This window comes from Variovorax sp. S12S4, assembly GCF_023195515.1.
GTDB lineage: Bacteria > Pseudomonadota > Gammaproteobacteria > Burkholderiales > Burkholderiaceae_C > Variovorax.
Genome location: NZ_JALPKR020000002.1, coordinates 4,792,744 through 4,805,422, shown reverse-complemented (window position 1 = coordinate 4,805,422; position 12,679 = coordinate 4,792,744). Strand labels below are relative to the sequence as shown.

General features: G+C 65.7%; 14 protein-coding genes and 2 pseudogenes. 7 read left to right on the top strand and 9 right to left on the bottom strand.

Going from position 1 to position 12,679, the window contains the following annotated elements; all coding sequences use genetic code 11:
* Window positions 1-155 precede the first annotated feature (155 nt).
* A pseudogene (locus M0765_RS23550) lies at window positions 156-1,195 on the top strand (FAD-dependent oxidoreductase); the annotation flags it as partial.
* A gap of 15 nt (window positions 1,196-1,210) precedes the next feature.
* Window positions 1,211-1,672, top strand: coding sequence for a hypothetical protein (locus M0765_RS29555; RefSeq protein ID WP_446751610.1), 462 nt, complete (start codon window positions 1,211-1,213; stop codon window positions 1,670-1,672).
* A gap of 57 nt (window positions 1,673-1,729) precedes the next feature.
* On the opposite strand, the gene M0765_RS23540 is transcribed toward M0765_RS29555, so the two are convergent.
* On the bottom strand, window positions 1,730-2,407 hold the full coding sequence (locus tag M0765_RS23540) for a type 1 glutamine amidotransferase domain-containing protein (RefSeq protein WP_258506197.1): 678 nt from the start codon (window positions 2,405-2,407) through the stop codon (window positions 1,730-1,732).
* Between the two features lie 219 nt (window positions 2,408-2,626).
* Between M0765_RS23540 and msrB the strand changes: the two genes are divergently transcribed.
* Window positions 2,627-3,076 carry a peptide-methionine (R)-S-oxide reductase MsrB gene (msrB, locus tag M0765_RS23535; RefSeq protein ID WP_258506196.1) on the top strand — a complete coding sequence of 150 codons (450 nt, stop codon included), beginning with the start codon at window positions 2,627-2,629 and terminating at the stop codon, window positions 3,074-3,076.
* On the top strand, window positions 3,073-3,582 hold the full coding sequence (gene msrA, locus M0765_RS23530) for a peptide-methionine (S)-S-oxide reductase MsrA (protein ID WP_258506195.1): 510 nt from the start codon (window positions 3,073-3,075) through the stop codon (window positions 3,580-3,582). Before msrB ends, msrA begins: the two co-directional genes overlap by 4 nt.
* A gap of 24 nt (window positions 3,583-3,606) precedes the next feature.
* Here the strand turns inward: msrA and M0765_RS23525 are convergent, their stop codons facing one another.
* The gene (locus M0765_RS23525) at window positions 3,607-4,299 is read right to left on the bottom strand and encodes a response regulator transcription factor (RefSeq protein ID WP_258506194.1); all 693 of its coding nucleotides are present in this window, start codon (window positions 4,297-4,299) and stop codon (window positions 3,607-3,609) included.
* Window positions 4,300-4,513: 214 nt separating this feature from the next.
* On the opposite strand from M0765_RS23525, the gene M0765_RS23520 reads away from it, so the two are divergent.
* Entirely contained in the window at window positions 4,514-5,200 is a 687-nt protein-coding gene (locus M0765_RS23520; protein WP_258506193.1) for a VOC family protein, read from the top strand.
* A gap of 10 nt (window positions 5,201-5,210) precedes the next feature.
* Here M0765_RS23520 and M0765_RS23515 read toward each other — a convergent pair whose 3' ends face one another.
* The 4 genes and pseudogenes from M0765_RS23515 to M0765_RS23500 all read right to left on the bottom strand — a co-directional run bounded on the left by M0765_RS23515 (window position 5,211) and on the right by M0765_RS23500 (window position 7,849).
* Entirely contained in the window at window positions 5,211-5,462 is a 252-nt protein-coding gene (locus M0765_RS23515) for a cupin domain-containing protein (protein WP_258506191.1), read from the bottom strand.
* Window positions 5,463-5,688: 226 nt separating this feature from the next.
* Window positions 5,689-5,880, bottom strand: a complete 192-nt coding sequence (locus M0765_RS23510) for a cupin domain-containing protein (protein WP_258506190.1) — start codon at window positions 5,878-5,880, stop codon at window positions 5,689-5,691.
* Window positions 5,881-6,273: 393 nt separating this feature from the next.
* Window positions 6,274-7,331, bottom strand: a pseudogene (locus M0765_RS23505) (alpha/beta fold hydrolase).
* 104 nt (window positions 7,332-7,435) lie between these two features.
* On the bottom strand, window positions 7,436-7,849 hold the full coding sequence (locus tag M0765_RS23500; protein WP_258506189.1) for an EF-hand domain-containing protein: 414 nt from the start codon (window positions 7,847-7,849) through the stop codon (window positions 7,436-7,438).
* A gap of 310 nt (window positions 7,850-8,159) precedes the next feature.
* On the opposite strand from M0765_RS23500, the gene M0765_RS23495 reads away from it, so the two are divergent.
* The gene (locus tag M0765_RS23495) at window positions 8,160-8,993 is read left to right on the top strand and encodes an enoyl-CoA hydratase/isomerase family protein (protein ID WP_342456041.1); all 834 of its coding nucleotides are present in this window, start codon (window positions 8,160-8,162) and stop codon (window positions 8,991-8,993) included.
* Window positions 8,990-9,112 carry a hypothetical protein gene (locus M0765_RS29310; protein WP_342456040.1) on the top strand — a complete coding sequence of 41 codons (123 nt, stop codon included), beginning with the start codon at window positions 8,990-8,992 and terminating at the stop codon, window positions 9,110-9,112. Before M0765_RS23495 ends, M0765_RS29310 begins: the two co-directional genes overlap by 4 nt.
* 9 nt (window positions 9,113-9,121) lie before the next feature.
* Here the strand turns inward: M0765_RS29310 and M0765_RS23490 are convergent, their stop codons facing one another.
* From M0765_RS23490 to M0765_RS23480, 3 genes are all read right to left on the bottom strand, one after another.
* Complete coding sequence (locus M0765_RS23490; RefSeq protein WP_258506188.1) at window positions 9,122-9,835, bottom strand: SDR family NAD(P)-dependent oxidoreductase; 714 nt, start codon at window positions 9,833-9,835, stop codon at window positions 9,122-9,124.
* A 177-nt stretch (window positions 9,836-10,012) separates the two neighbouring features.
* Window positions 10,013-12,205 carry a molybdopterin cofactor-binding domain-containing protein gene (locus tag M0765_RS23485; RefSeq protein WP_446751571.1) on the bottom strand — a complete coding sequence of 731 codons (2,193 nt, stop codon included), beginning with the start codon at window positions 12,203-12,205 and terminating at the stop codon, window positions 10,013-10,015.
* Window positions 12,202-12,672 carry a (2Fe-2S)-binding protein gene (locus M0765_RS23480; protein ID WP_258506187.1) on the bottom strand — a complete coding sequence of 157 codons (471 nt, stop codon included), beginning with the start codon at window positions 12,670-12,672 and terminating at the stop codon, window positions 12,202-12,204. Before M0765_RS23480 ends, M0765_RS23485 begins: the two co-directional genes overlap by 4 nt.
* Between the last annotated feature and the right edge of the window lie 7 nt (window positions 12,673-12,679).

The following is a 12,679-nucleotide window of genomic DNA, read 5'->3' as shown; positions in this document are numbered from 1 at the left end:
GCAAGCCCGTGGCGGTTCGCAGCGATTTGTGAACGCAGCGGGCGGGAATCACACCACGGCGAGGTGTCCGTCGCCATTAGACGATGGTATTGGCGCCGCGCGTGTGACAGGGCGACACCATCGTTCAATCGACCCGATGCGGCCCTTCTGATGTGATGGCCTGGCGCATGGCATCGACACGCTTCGCAGTGCGCGAACGCACTCCGCTCACTGTGAGCCGGAGCGGAATCACAGGCACCGCCCGCGGGCGGCCGATGGAGGTATCGAGAATGGCTCAGGAGTTCGACGTTGTGTGTCTCGGTGGCGGTGTTGCCGGCGAGGCGATTGCCGCAGGCCTTCAAGGCAGCGGCCTGACGCTCGCGGTGGTCGAGCGCGAGCTGGTCGGCGGCGAGTGCCCTTACTGGGGATGCGTGCCTTCCAAGACGCTCCTGCGCTCGGGAGAAACCTTGAGCGAGGCCGACCGCGCGCGCCGTCTTGCGGCGTCCCGCGTCGATTGGCTTACGGACGTGCCCAAGATTCGCGATCGCGTGCTCTGGATGGCGCGCAACCTCGACGACAGCCGGCCCGCTGCCGCGCTCGAGGCCACCGGCGCCACGCTGATCCGCGGAGAGGGCCGCCTCGCGGACCCGCGAACCGTGAGCATCGGAGACGAGCAATTGGTTGCGCGCCGCGCGGTGGTCATCGCCAATGGCAGTACCGCGGCGGTGCCGCTCATTCCCGGGCTGGATACGGTCGAGTATTGGACCAGCAGGCAGGCGGCAATCCTTACCGACCTTCCGGCTTCGATGGTCGTGCTCGGTGCGGGCCCCATTGGCATCGAGCTGGGGCAGGCCTATGCCCGGCTTGGCTGCAGCGTGACGCTGATCGAGGCGGCCCCCGGTTTCTCGGCGCTGAAGAGCCGGAGGCCGGGCAGGCGCTCAGGCGGCACCTGGAGGCGGACGGCATCCGGCTGATGGTCGGCGACCCCTGTGTCGCCGTCGAGCGCAGGGCGCACGGGTTGCCTGGGCAACCTTCGCCGCCGGACTCGGCCGTGGTCGTGCACCTGAAGTCGGGAACCCTGGTCTGCGCCGACCGGCTGCTGGTGGCCGCGGGCCGCCGGCCCAACACCTCAGGCTGGCGCGGGGCAGGGCTCGCGCAAACGCAGCGGGGCTGGTTGAAGGTGCACCCGGCCACGCTCGAGGCGCAGCCCGGCGTCTACGGCGCCGGCGACGTGACGGGGCTGGGCGGCTTCACCCACCTGGCCTACTACCACGGCCAGATCGTGGCGCGCCGGCTGCGGGGCATCGATGCGCGGGCGGATCACACGGCCGTTCCGCGCGTGACCTTCACCGATCCGGAGGTGGCTTCGGTCGGGCTTTCAGAGGCCGCGGCGCGTGCCCAGGGAATCGACGTGATCGTGGCCCGGGCCGACCCGGCCGAGACCGCACGAGGCTACATCCACGACTTTCATGGGGGCGCGCTGAAGCTGGTCGGCGATCGCGCGCGGGGAGTGCTGATCGGCGCGACATGGGTCAGCCCGCGCGCCGGCGAAGGGCTGGGAGAGCTTGTGCTGGCCATCAAGCAGGGCATTCCGCTGGACGTGCTCGCCGATGTCATTCGTCCTTTCCCGGCCTTCAACCGCGTGCTTGGCGAGAGCCTGGGGGAGCTGGCGGCAAAGCTCCGGCGGGATTGAAGAAAGACGCGCAACCGCCGGTGCTCTGGAAAACCAGATTGCCCGGCGGCCCTTGGCTTACGCCAGCAGCTTGCGCAGCGCCTGCGCAGCAGTGGTCGACGAAGCGGGGTTCTGGCCGGTGACCAGCAGGCCATCGGTAATGGCAAAGGGCGCCCAGTTGCCCAGCTTCTCGTAGCGGCCGCCGAGCCGCTTGAGTTCGTCCTCGACGAGGAACGGCACCACCTTGGTCAGCTGCACTTCCTCTTCCTCGGTGTTGGTGAAGCCGGTCACCCGCTTGCCCTTGACCAGCGGCTGGCCCTGGTATTTCACGTGGCGCAGCACGCCCGGCGCATGGCACACCGCGGCAACCGGCTTGCCGGCGTTGTAGAACGATTCGATCAGCGCAATCGAAACCGGGTCTTCGGCCAAGTCCCACATCGGGCCGTGGCCGCCCGAGTAGAAGACGGTGTCGAAGTCGGACGCCTTCATGTCCGAAAGCTTGACAGTGCTGGCCAGCACGGCCTGCGCGGCCTTGTCGCCCTTGAAGCGCGTCATTGAGTCGGTTTGGTTGCCGGGTTCGTCGCTCTTGGGATCGATGGGCGGTTGCCCGCCTTTCGGCGAGGCCACGGTAATCTGCTCGCCCGCGTCCAGAAACACGTAGTAGGGCGCAGTGAATTCCTCGAGCCAGAAGCCGGTCGGACGGCCGGTGTTGCCGAGCGTGTTGTGCGAAGTAAGGACCATCAGAATCTTGCTCATGCGATATACCTCAATGAGTTTGGGAATGAAGCTGTGCGCGGCGCCGGGAGCGGGCACCGAAGACCAGTCTATTTTTGGCAGCGGCGCCGCGAATCCCAAAGAAGTCACATGACCGGCTCCGCCGAAGGACACACGGGCTTGCAGGGCTTGTCATTCGCGCGAAGATCCCAAGATCATTGACTCCCGCCCACCTTTGGTGGCCTTCATTGGAGAACCCGAATGCCCGACTACCGCAAGACGCCTGAAGCCGTCGCCGCGCTGTCACCGGAACAATTCCGCGTGACGCAGCAAAGTGCAACCGAACGACCCGGAACCGGCGAGTACCTGGAGAACAAGGAGCCCGGAATCTACGTCGACATCGTTTCGGGCGAACCCCTGTTCGCATCGTCCGACAAGTACGACTCCGGCTGCGGATGGCCCAGCTTCACAAAGCCCATCGAGCCCGCGCACATCAACGAGCTGCGCGACACCACGCACGGAATGGTGCGCATCGAGGTTCGCTCGGCGCACGGCGACAGCCACCTGGGCCATGTTTTTCCGGACGGCCCCAGGGACCGCGGCGGGCTGCGCTATTGCATCAACTCGGCATCGCTGCGCTTCATTCATCGCGACGACATGGCCGCAGAGGGCTATGGCGACTACCTGAACCAGGTGGAGGACATCAAGTGAACAACGAACGCGCAATCCTCGCAGGTGGCTGCTTCTGGGGCATGCAAGACCTGATTCGCCGATACGAAGGCGTTGTTTCAACGCGCGTGGGCTACACGGGCGGCGACGTTCCCAATGCCACCTACCGCAACCACGGCACGCATGCGGAGGCCATCGAGATCGTTTTCGATCCAGAGAAGATCAGCTATCGCAAGCTGCTCGAGTTCTTCTTCCAGATTCACGACCCGACCACGCTCAACCGCCAGGGCAACGACATGGGCCTCAGCTACCGGTCGGCCATTTTCTTCACCAGCGAAGAGCAAAAGCGCATCGCCGAAGACACGATTGCCGATGTGAATGCATCGGGCATCTGGCCCGGCAAGGTGGTTACCGAGGTTGCGGCGGCGGGGCCTTTCTGGGAAGCGGAGCCGGAGCACCAGGACTACCTGGAGCGCATTCCCAATGGGTACACCTGCCACTTCGTGAGACCCGACTGGAAGCTTCCGGTGCGCGCCGGCGCAACGTAGCCGGCGCAGCAAGGTGCGCGGCGCTCAGGCAAACTGCGCGCTCGCCTGGGCGGCGTGCAGCCGCTGCGGCATGAAGACCGGCTGAACCGGCCGGGCTTCTGCCACCAGCCCGCGCGACACCGCAATGCTGGCCGCCTGCGTGCGGGAAATCGCCCCGAGCTTGGTCATGATTGCGCGCACGTGCGACTTCACTGTTCCCAGTTCGATGGCAAGCTGCCTGGCAATCGCCTTGTTCGGTTGGCCGGCCGCGACCAGCCGCAGCACCTCGTTCTCGCGCAGCGTAAGCGTTTCGCCGGCCAGGCTCTCGGCAATGCGCTCGGCCACGATCGGGCACAGGCACCTTGCGCCGCTGCCCACTTTCCTGATGCCTTCGATCAGTTCGTCCAGCGTGCCGCCGAGCAGCAGGTAGCCGTGCACCCCCGCCTGAATGGCGCGCCGGATATCGCCCTCGCGGTCATTGGCGGTCAGTGCCAGGATGCGTGCGCCGGCAAGCCGGCGGTCCGCCTTGCGCGAGTCCGGGTCGGCAAGATGAATGGCATTGTCGTAGTCCGCAATCACCACGTCGATCGGCGGCCCGATCGGCGACTGGCCATCGACGTCGTGCACTGAAATGCCCGGGCCCGCATGCTGGTGCAGTGCCGCGATCAGGCCGGCGCGAACGATGGGATCGGGGTGCCTGACCAGGACGTTCAATTGACGAGTTGGGCTGTGGTTCATCGAATTCTCCGGTGAGTGGAAATCTGGCGCAAAGCGCCGGCCGCGTGCGTGGATCGACATCACACCAGACCATGCACACCCGGTCGATTGGACGATGGTGTCGGCGACCTCGCTGCACGCGGCGGCCCGATGTGCCCGGCGATACCTATGTGCAATCGACGCCGCCTCATGCACTTGGTTTGATGCGTTCTCCACAACCCCACAGGAGCCCGACATGAGCGATACCCAGGCACACGGCGAAGCAGTCGCCGCGCAATCGCAGCCCCACCCGCAAGCGCGTACGGTGGACATGAAGTTCGAGTTCATCGTGCTTCCGGTTTCGGACGTCGATCGCGCGAAGAATTTCTACGCAGGTCTCGGATGGAAGCTCGACATGGACTTTGTCCGGGGCGAAGACTTCCGCGTCATCCAGTTCACTCCGCCGGGGTCGCCGGCCTCGATCATCTTCGGCCAGGGAATCACGACGGCCGAACCGGGCGCGGCCCAGAGCCTCTACCTGGTCGTATCGGACATCGAGACGGCGCGCGCCGAACTGCTTGCGCGCGGCGCCGTGGTGAGTGCGTTGTTCCACGATGCGGGCGGCGTCTTCCACCATGCCGGTACGAAAGGGCGTGTCGACGGTCCGGCGCCGGAGCGTCGCTCCTACGGCTCGTTTGCGTCCTTCGCCGATCCGGACGGCAACGGGTGGCTGCTGCAGGAGGTCACCACGCGCCTGCCCGGTCATGGCAACGAGGGCGACACGACCTTCAGTTCGTCGATCGAGCTCGCCGGTGCGTTGCGCCGCGCCCGGGCTGCGCACGCCGAATCGGGCAAGCGGCTGAACCCGCAAGACGAAGATTGGCCGACGTGGTTTGCCGAGTACGTGGTGCGGGAGCAGGCCGGCACGCCGCTGCCGGCATGAACCGAGCCGGCTACGTGCCGGTTTCGCGCGGATCGTCGTGCGCATCCAGGTAGAGCAGGCCCAAGGGGCCCATGGCAGTGACCTGGGTGACGTACTCCCCAGACTTCGCCCAATGAAAGTGCGGTGTGTTGCCGGGCAGAACGACCACGGCGCCGGGCGGATAGGCCATCAGCTTCTCGGCATCGAAGCGTTCTCCGAGGCCGATGTAGAAGACACCGGAGATGACGGTGTAGAGCCTGTCTTCAGGGTGCGAGTGCGGCATGAGCCTGACGCCCGAGGGTACCTTTACCCTGATGAGATACGGACCCGGTCTGGCCGGCTCACCAACGACGACGGCGAGGCGGACCGATGGCGGAAACGCCGCAAACGGCCTCCAATCGATTTCTTCCGGCAACACCGATCTGAAGGCGTCTTGCCCGGGCTGGTGGCTTGGATTCACTGCGTTCTCCGACGGGGTTGTGCCTGTGCCTTGTCGGCTGCGCGAGCAGCTAGCGGGCCGCCCCGAACATCACGAAGAGCATGGTTGCGGGTTGGCTGCTGCGGTTGCGCCAGCCATGCCGCGTTCCGTTCTGGACCACGACGTCGTGTTGGCGAACCACTGTGCTCACTCCGTCGTCGAGTTCCATCAGAAGCTCCCCTTCGAGCAGCACGCAATAGTCGACGGTGTCCGTGACGTGCATGCCGGGGTTCTCACGCTCGAAGAGCTCGGCCAGCCCAGGAAATACCTTCGCCAGATCGGACCCGAGCTCGGCCTCCGTCCCCCGCCGCCTCGAGCGAGGCATCGGGCGGAAAGGTGACAACCTGGATGCTCGTTCGGCCAGGCTTCGGCAGCAATGTGGTTGCGCCGTTCACCGGGTCGCCGTCAACCGCCGGTGGCAGACATGGCGGATTCGCCGTCTGCCAGAGTAGCTCGGTGCGCAAGCCCGGTACGTGCAGCGCTTCTTCGCTCCATGGCGAGAAGCCATCCGAGACGACGACGGCTCTTCCCGTCGGTGAAAGCCCGGTAACGATGCGCCTGGTTCCCACGGGGCCTGGGGCGTGTGCCTGCCGCGATGCGGTGTCTGCAGGCGAGCTCATAGGCGCACCGCATCGACCACGGCAGCCCCAAAAGCCTCGGGCGCTTCCTGGGGCAAGTTGTGCCCGATGCCGCCTTTGACAAGCCGATGCGCGTAAGGACCCGCGAATTTTTTTGCGTAGGCGGCAGGTTCGGGGTGGGGTGCGCCGTTCGCGTCGCCTTCGAGCGTGATGGTCGGCACGCCGATGACGGGGGCTTTTGCCAGGCGTGCTTCCAGATCCGAATACTTCGATTCACCTTCCGCAAGCCCGAGCCGCCAGCGGTAGTTGTGCACCACGATGCTCACGTGGTCCGGGTTGTCGAAGGCCTGGGCGCTGCGCTCGAAAGTGGCGGCGTCGAAATCCCACTTAGGCGAGGCAAGCTGCCAGATCAGTTTGGCAAATTCGTTCCGGTTCTGGTCGTAACCCGCGCGGCCGCGTTCGGTGGCGAAGTAGTACTGGTACCACCATTGCAGCTCGGCCTGCGGCGGCAGCGGCATCTTGCCGGCCTCCTGGCTGCCGATGAGGTAGCCGCTGACCGACACCAGCGCGTTCACGCGCGCCGGCCACAGCGCGGCCATGATGCAGGCGGTGCGCGCACCCCAGTCGCACCCCGCCACAGTTGCCCGCTCGATCTTCAGCGCGTCCATCAGCGCGATCATGTCGACGGCAATGGCCGCCTGCTGCCCGTTGCGCACCGCATCGGCCGAAAGGAAGCGGGTCGCGCCATAGCCGCGAAGATACGGAACGATCACACGGTAGCCGCTCGCGGCCAGCATCGGAGCCACGTCGACGTAGGTGTGAATGTCGTAGGGCCAGCCATGCAGCAGGATCACGGGGTCGCCGCTGGCGGGGCCTGCTTCGAAATACGCCACGCTCAGCACGCCGGCGTCGATGCGCCTGAGCGGTTCGAGGCGCTTCTGTGGCGACGTGCGCCGCGCGCTCGCGGCCCGGGGAGGGCAGGCGCACCGGCAGACTGCGCCATGGCAGGGAGGCCGGTGAGGAAAGGGGAGACTGCGACACCGACGGCCGCGGTTTCGAGGAACGATCGGCGAGGCAGGTTGAATGGAATGGACATGGGAAGCTCCTTGTGGTCAGAGGTGCGATGCGTGAGCGCGCATCTCATCGCACAGCCATGGTCCTGTCGATTGGACGATGGTGTTGCCTCCCGGCCCGGAAGCTTCAGGTCGCCGGCTGTATCTTGTCTTGCGCCGCAGCTTCGGGCTCGGCCTCAGCTTCATCCTTGGCCAGCATGTTGGCAGCGGCCAGCGCGCTGGCGCTCGTCTGGGTAAGCAGAAACTGGAGCATCGACTCCAGCGACTCGCCGGTGAGTTCAGCAGGCATCAGAACGCCCGTGCCTTGCACCTCCGTGCGGCTCACGCCGCCGTCTGAATTGCCGTCCATGCGGCCTCGATACTCCTGCTCGCTGATGGACAGCTTGTCGTTCTCGTCCAGCGCAATGCCGGGCTTGAGGATTTCGTAGAAAGACCGGTACTCCTCGGCGTTGAGCTTGCCGTCCTTGTTCGCGTCGAATTTGGTGAACGCGTTGTCCAGCATGCATGCCAGGGGATTGGTTAGTTTGTTCGTGATGGTCATAGGCTGACTCTGTGTTGTGGCGACCGGCACAGTGTGTCGGCGGTACCGCACGGCCGATCGGCGGAACAGCGATGAGATTCCCCGTCTGATGCCGCAATGAAAGCGCTCTTGCAAGGGGTGCTTGCTCCGGCTGAAGCCGTACGTTCGCGTACGACTTTCTCCAAGAGCGCCGGTATGGATTCAGCGAGATGCCGAGTGCCCGGGGACTTCCTATTCTTTCTGGTCGGGAAACGATGCGCCGGCCAGACGGCAGCTCGGCTCACGAAGTGCACCCCGCACATCCTCACCATTGCCTTGGAGATTCACCACCATGAAGTTGCACCTACTCGCCGCGGCGCTCATTGCCGCCGGCATTGCATTCACGGCGCCTGCGTATTCGCAGAGCACCTCGAAGGCTTCGCAGGCCGCCAAGCCGCGTTCGGCCACCAATGCCAACGACCAGGTCCGCATCACCCGCGTCACACCCGAATACTGGCGAGTGACTTTTCACAACCCGCCGTTCAACATCTACGGGCCGAACACGACCCCTCAGCTGAACAAGGCCGTCACCGCAATCGAGGCCGACCCGCAGGTGAAGGTTGTGGTGTTCGACAGCGACGTGCCCAATTTCTTCCTGACGCACTACGACTTTGTGCCGCCGCTCACCGACACGACCAGCTTGCCGCCGGGGCCGACCGGCCTGCCGCAGTTGCCGGACATGCTGGTGCGGATCAGCAAGGCGCCGGTGGTTTCCATTGCGTTGATCCGCGGGCGCGCGAGCGGTGTCGGCAGCGAGTTGGCCCTGGCCAGCGACATGCGGTTCGCCAGCCGAGAGAAGGCAATGCTGTCGCAGTTCGAGATTGGCGCCGGCTTTGTTCCCGGTGGCGGACCCATGGCGCGCCTGCCACGGCTGATGGGGCGCGGCCGCGCGCTGGAGGTGCTGTTGACCGGCAGCGACATTGGCGGTGAGCTTGCAGAGCGCTACGGCTACGTGAACCGTGCGCTGCCCGACGCCGAGCTGGACGCCTTCGTCGATGCAATGGCGCGCCGCATCTCCGGTTTCGACAAGCAGACGATTGCCGACATCAAGGGCCTGGTCAACCTCAACAGCCTACCCCCAATGACCAGATCGGCGCCGAGTGGGAGGCCTTTCTGGGTTCGGTGAAGCGCCCCGCGGCGCAGAAGCGGCTGTCGGAGTTGATGGAGCTGGGCCTGCAGACCAACCCCGACGTCGAGAGACGCCTGCCGGAGTACACCGGCAAGCTCGGGCAATCGCCGAAGTAGCGCCTGCGTTTACCAGTGGCCGGCGGACTGGCCGCCGTCCACATGCAGGATCTCGCCGGTCACGAAGGGTGCGTTTTCCAGGAACAGCACCGCGCCGACGACGTCACTGATCTCGCCCATGCGGCCGACCGGGTGCAGCTTGTCCAGCGCGGCATGCATCTCCGGCGGGTTCATGGGCGTCTTGACGATGCCCGGGGCCACTGCGTTGACGCGAATGCCGCGCGCGGCGTACTCGATGGCAAGCGACTTGGTGGCGGCGTTCAGCCCGCCCTTGGTAATGGATGCGAGCACCGAAGGCACGCCGTTGATGGGCTGGTCCACCAGGCTGGTGGTGATCTGGACGATATGGCCCGACCCCTGTGACTCCATCTGCTTGACCGCGCGCTGGGTCACGTGGAAGAAGCCGCTCAGGTTGGTCGATAGATTGTTGCTCCAGTCGGCCAGGGTGAACTCGGTAAAGGGCTTGGCCGAGAAGATGCCGGCATTGTTCACCAGCGTGTCGATGCGGCCGAAGCGCTTCAGGCCCTCGCTGACGATCTTGTCGGCCGTGGCGGGGTCGGCGATGTCGCCCGCAATGTTCAGGATGTCCGGATCGGTGCTGGCGCCGATGGAACGCGAGTTGGCGACAACGCGAAAGCCCGCCTTGCGATAGGCCTTGACCAGCGCTTCGCCGATGCCTTGCGATGCGCCTGTGATCACCACAACCTTGGAGTCGATGCTCATGATGTTTTCCTTGAAGAGAGAGTCGATGGGAAGCAGCGGATTCGAAGAAGGGCTTCAGCAGCCGCTGCTGATTGGCAGATGCGGCCTTTCCGGAGGTTTAAATAACCGGGGCGAGAACAACAGCAGATACCCGGTGTAATCAATGAGCCGCGGCGGGACGTGCGCGCCGCGACCTTGCTACGCCGTGCGCAGCTGCTCTGCAACCGGAAGCTTGCGGATGCGCTTGCCGCTGGCGGCGAAGATGGCGTTGGTCAGTGCCGGCATCACGCACGAGGTGCCGGGCTCGCCAATGCCGCCGGGCGCTTCGAGGCTCTTGACGATGTGTACGTCGATCTGCGGTATCTCGTTGATGCGCAGCACACGGTAGTCGCCGAAGTTGGTCTGTTCCACGCGGCCGTTCTTGATGGTGATCTCGCCGTACAGCGCCGCCGACAGGCCGAACACAATGCCGCTTTCCATCTGTGCGCGCACCGTGTCGGGGTTGACCACGACGCCGCAGTCGACCACGCACCATGCGTGCAGCGGCTGCACCGTGCCGTCCTTGTCGGTGCTCACCTGCACGACCTGCGCGATGTAGCTGCCGAAGCCCGTGCAAAGCGCAATGCCGAGGGCCTGGCCCGCCGGCAGCGGCTTGCCCCAGCCGGCCTGTTGTGCGGCAAGCTGCAGAACGGCCCTGGCACGTGGGTTCTTGTCGAGCAGGGCCACGCGGTAGGCGAGCGGGTCCTGCTTTGCATTGGCCGCCAGCTCGTCCACGAAGCTCTCGACCGCGAAGGTTCCCCGCGTCACGCCCACGCCGCGCCAGAACGCGGTCGGAACACCGGGCGGCTCCAGTGCCACCCAGTCGACATGGATGTCGCTGAATCCGTAGGGCTGGTTCGCCGATCCATCGACCGCATCCGGATCGACGCCGTTCTTGATCCACGCCGGGGAGTAGCGCGCCACGATGGATGAGCCGGCGATGCGGTGCGTCCAGGCAAGTGCCTTGCCGGTCGCATCCACGCCCGCGCTCAGGCGGTCGTAGTAGTACGGGCGGTACATGTCGTGCTGAATGTCTTCCTCGCGCGTCCACAGCACCTGAACGGGCCCTTCGACTTGCTGCGCAATCTGCACCGCGCGCACGGTGCCGTCGAATTCGAGCCGCCGGCCGAAGCCGCCGCCCAGCAGGTGGTTGTGAATGCGGACCAGCTCCCGCTTCAGGCCCGTCACCTTCATGACGGCAGCCTGCGTGAGGCCCGGCACCTGCGTGCCGACCCAGATGTCGCAGCCGGCCCGCGTGATGTGCACCGTGCAGTTCATCGGTTCCATGGCCGCGTGTGCAAGAAAGGGCTGCTCGTACACCGCATCCATCCTGCGTGCGGCGCGTGCCATGACGGCGGCGGCATCGCCGTCGTGCCGGGCGGGCACGCCGGGTTTTTGCGATGCGGAGGCAAGCTGCGCCACGATGTCTGCGGTGGAAAGCTGCGCGTTAGGCCCCGCATCCCACTGCGGATTGGCCGCCGCAAGCCCCTGCTTGGCTGCCCATGTGTGGCGGCCCACGACTGCAACCGCATCGCCGAGCCGCACCACCTGGGTCACGCCCGGCATCGCCTTGGCCTTTGCCTCGTCGAGCGAAACCAGCTTTCCGCCGAAGGTGGGCGACGCGGCGACAACGGCGAACTTCATGCCCGGCAGACGGCTGTCGATGCCGAACTTTGCGCTACCGTCGACCTTGCCCGAGGTGTCCAGCCGGCGATGCGGCGTGCCTATCAGCTTGAAGTCGCGTGGCTCCTTGAGCGCGACCTTCTCGGGCACCGGCAGCTTCGCGGCGGCGTCGACCAGACTGCCGTAGCCCAGCCGGCGGCCGGTGGCGCCGTGCACGACCTGGCCGTTTTCGGCATGGCAGGTGAAGGGCTCGACGTTCCAGCGCTTGGCCGCTGCCGCAACCAGCATCACGCGCGCCGTTGCGCCTGCACGCCGCAGCGGAATGTAGGTGCCGCGAATGGCGGTGGAGCCGCCCGTCATCTGCACGCCGATCAAAGGGTTGACGTAGATCTTGTCGTCGGGCGGCGAATGCTCAATGGCGACCTTATCGACATCGACCTCGAGCTCTTCGGCAATCAGCATCGGCACGGAGGTGTAGGTGCCTTGCCCCATCTCGATGACGGGCATCACGAACGTGACCTTGCCGGCGCGGTCGATGCGCAGAAAGGCATTGGGCGCAAAGGCCGATTGCGTCGTGAGGGTGTCGCGTATTTCGGCGCGCGCGGGCAGGCCGAAGCCCAGCAGCAGCCCTCCGCCTGTCGCTCCCAGAACGCCGGAGGCTGTCACCGCGAGAAAGCCGCGGCGGGAGGCCGGCGCGACCATGGAGGTGTCGATGGGTTCGGTTTTCATTTCGCGGCTTCCGTGGCCGAACCGGCGGCCTGGTGGATAGCCGCGCGAATGCGGGGATAGGTGCCGCAGCGGCAGATATTCCCGGACATTGCCGCGTCGATGTCCGAGTCGCTCGGCTTGGCGTTGGCCGCGAGCAGTGCGCAGGCCGACATGATCTGGCCCGATTGGCAGTAGCCGCATTGCGGCACGTCCGATGCAAGCCAGGCCGCCTGGATCTTCTTGCCTGCCGGCGTGGCGCCGATCGCTTCGATGGTGGTGATCTTCTTTGCCACCGCGGCCGAAGCCGGGGTGAGGCAGGAGCGCGCCGGCTGCCCGTCGATGTGGATCGTGCATGCGCCGCAAAGCCCCATGCCGCAGCCGAACTTGGTGCCGGTCATGCCCAGCACGTCGCGCAGCGTCCACAGCAGGGGCATGTCCGCGGGAACATCGAGGGCGCGGTTCTTTCCGTTCACGTTGAGTGTGATCATTGGTTTT

Excerpts from the sequence above, each read along its gene's own strand:
- M0765_RS23540 (WP_258506197.1), bottom strand. The coding sequence starts at position 2,407 with ATGAGCAAGATTCTGATGGTCCTTACTTCGCACAACACGCTCGGCAAC.
- msrB (WP_258506196.1), top strand. The coding sequence starts at position 2,627 with ATGCCCGACTACCGCAAGACGCCTGAAGCCGTCGCCGCGCTGTCACCG.
- M0765_RS23525 (WP_258506194.1), bottom strand. The coding sequence starts at position 4,299 with ATGAACCACAGCCCAACTCGTCAATTGAACGTCCTGGTCAGGCACCCC.
- M0765_RS23520 (WP_258506193.1), top strand. The coding sequence starts at position 4,514 with ATGAGCGATACCCAGGCACACGGCGAAGCAGTCGCCGCGCAATCGCAG.
- M0765_RS23515 (WP_258506191.1), bottom strand. The coding sequence starts at position 5,462 with ATGCCGCACTCGCACCCTGAAGACAGGCTCTACACCGTCATCTCCGGT.
- M0765_RS23510 (WP_258506190.1), bottom strand. The coding sequence starts at position 5,880 with ATGCACGTCACGGACACCGTCGACTATTGCGTGCTGCTCGAAGGGGAG.
- M0765_RS23500 (WP_258506189.1), bottom strand. The coding sequence starts at position 7,849 with ATGACCATCACGAACAAACTAACCAATCCCCTGGCATGCATGCTGGAC.
- M0765_RS23495 (WP_342456041.1), top strand. The coding sequence starts at position 8,160 with ATGAAGTTGCACCTACTCGCCGCGGCGCTCATTGCCGCCGGCATTGCA.
- M0765_RS23490 (WP_258506188.1), bottom strand. The coding sequence starts at position 9,835 with ATGAGCATCGACTCCAAGGTTGTGGTGATCACAGGCGCATCGCAAGGC.
- M0765_RS23485 (WP_446751571.1), bottom strand. The coding sequence starts at position 12,205 with ATGAAAACCGAACCCATCGACACCTCCATGGTCGCGCCGGCCTCCCGC.
- M0765_RS23480 (WP_258506187.1), bottom strand. The coding sequence starts at position 12,672 with ATGATCACACTCAACGTGAACGGAAAGAACCGCGCCCTCGATGTTCCC.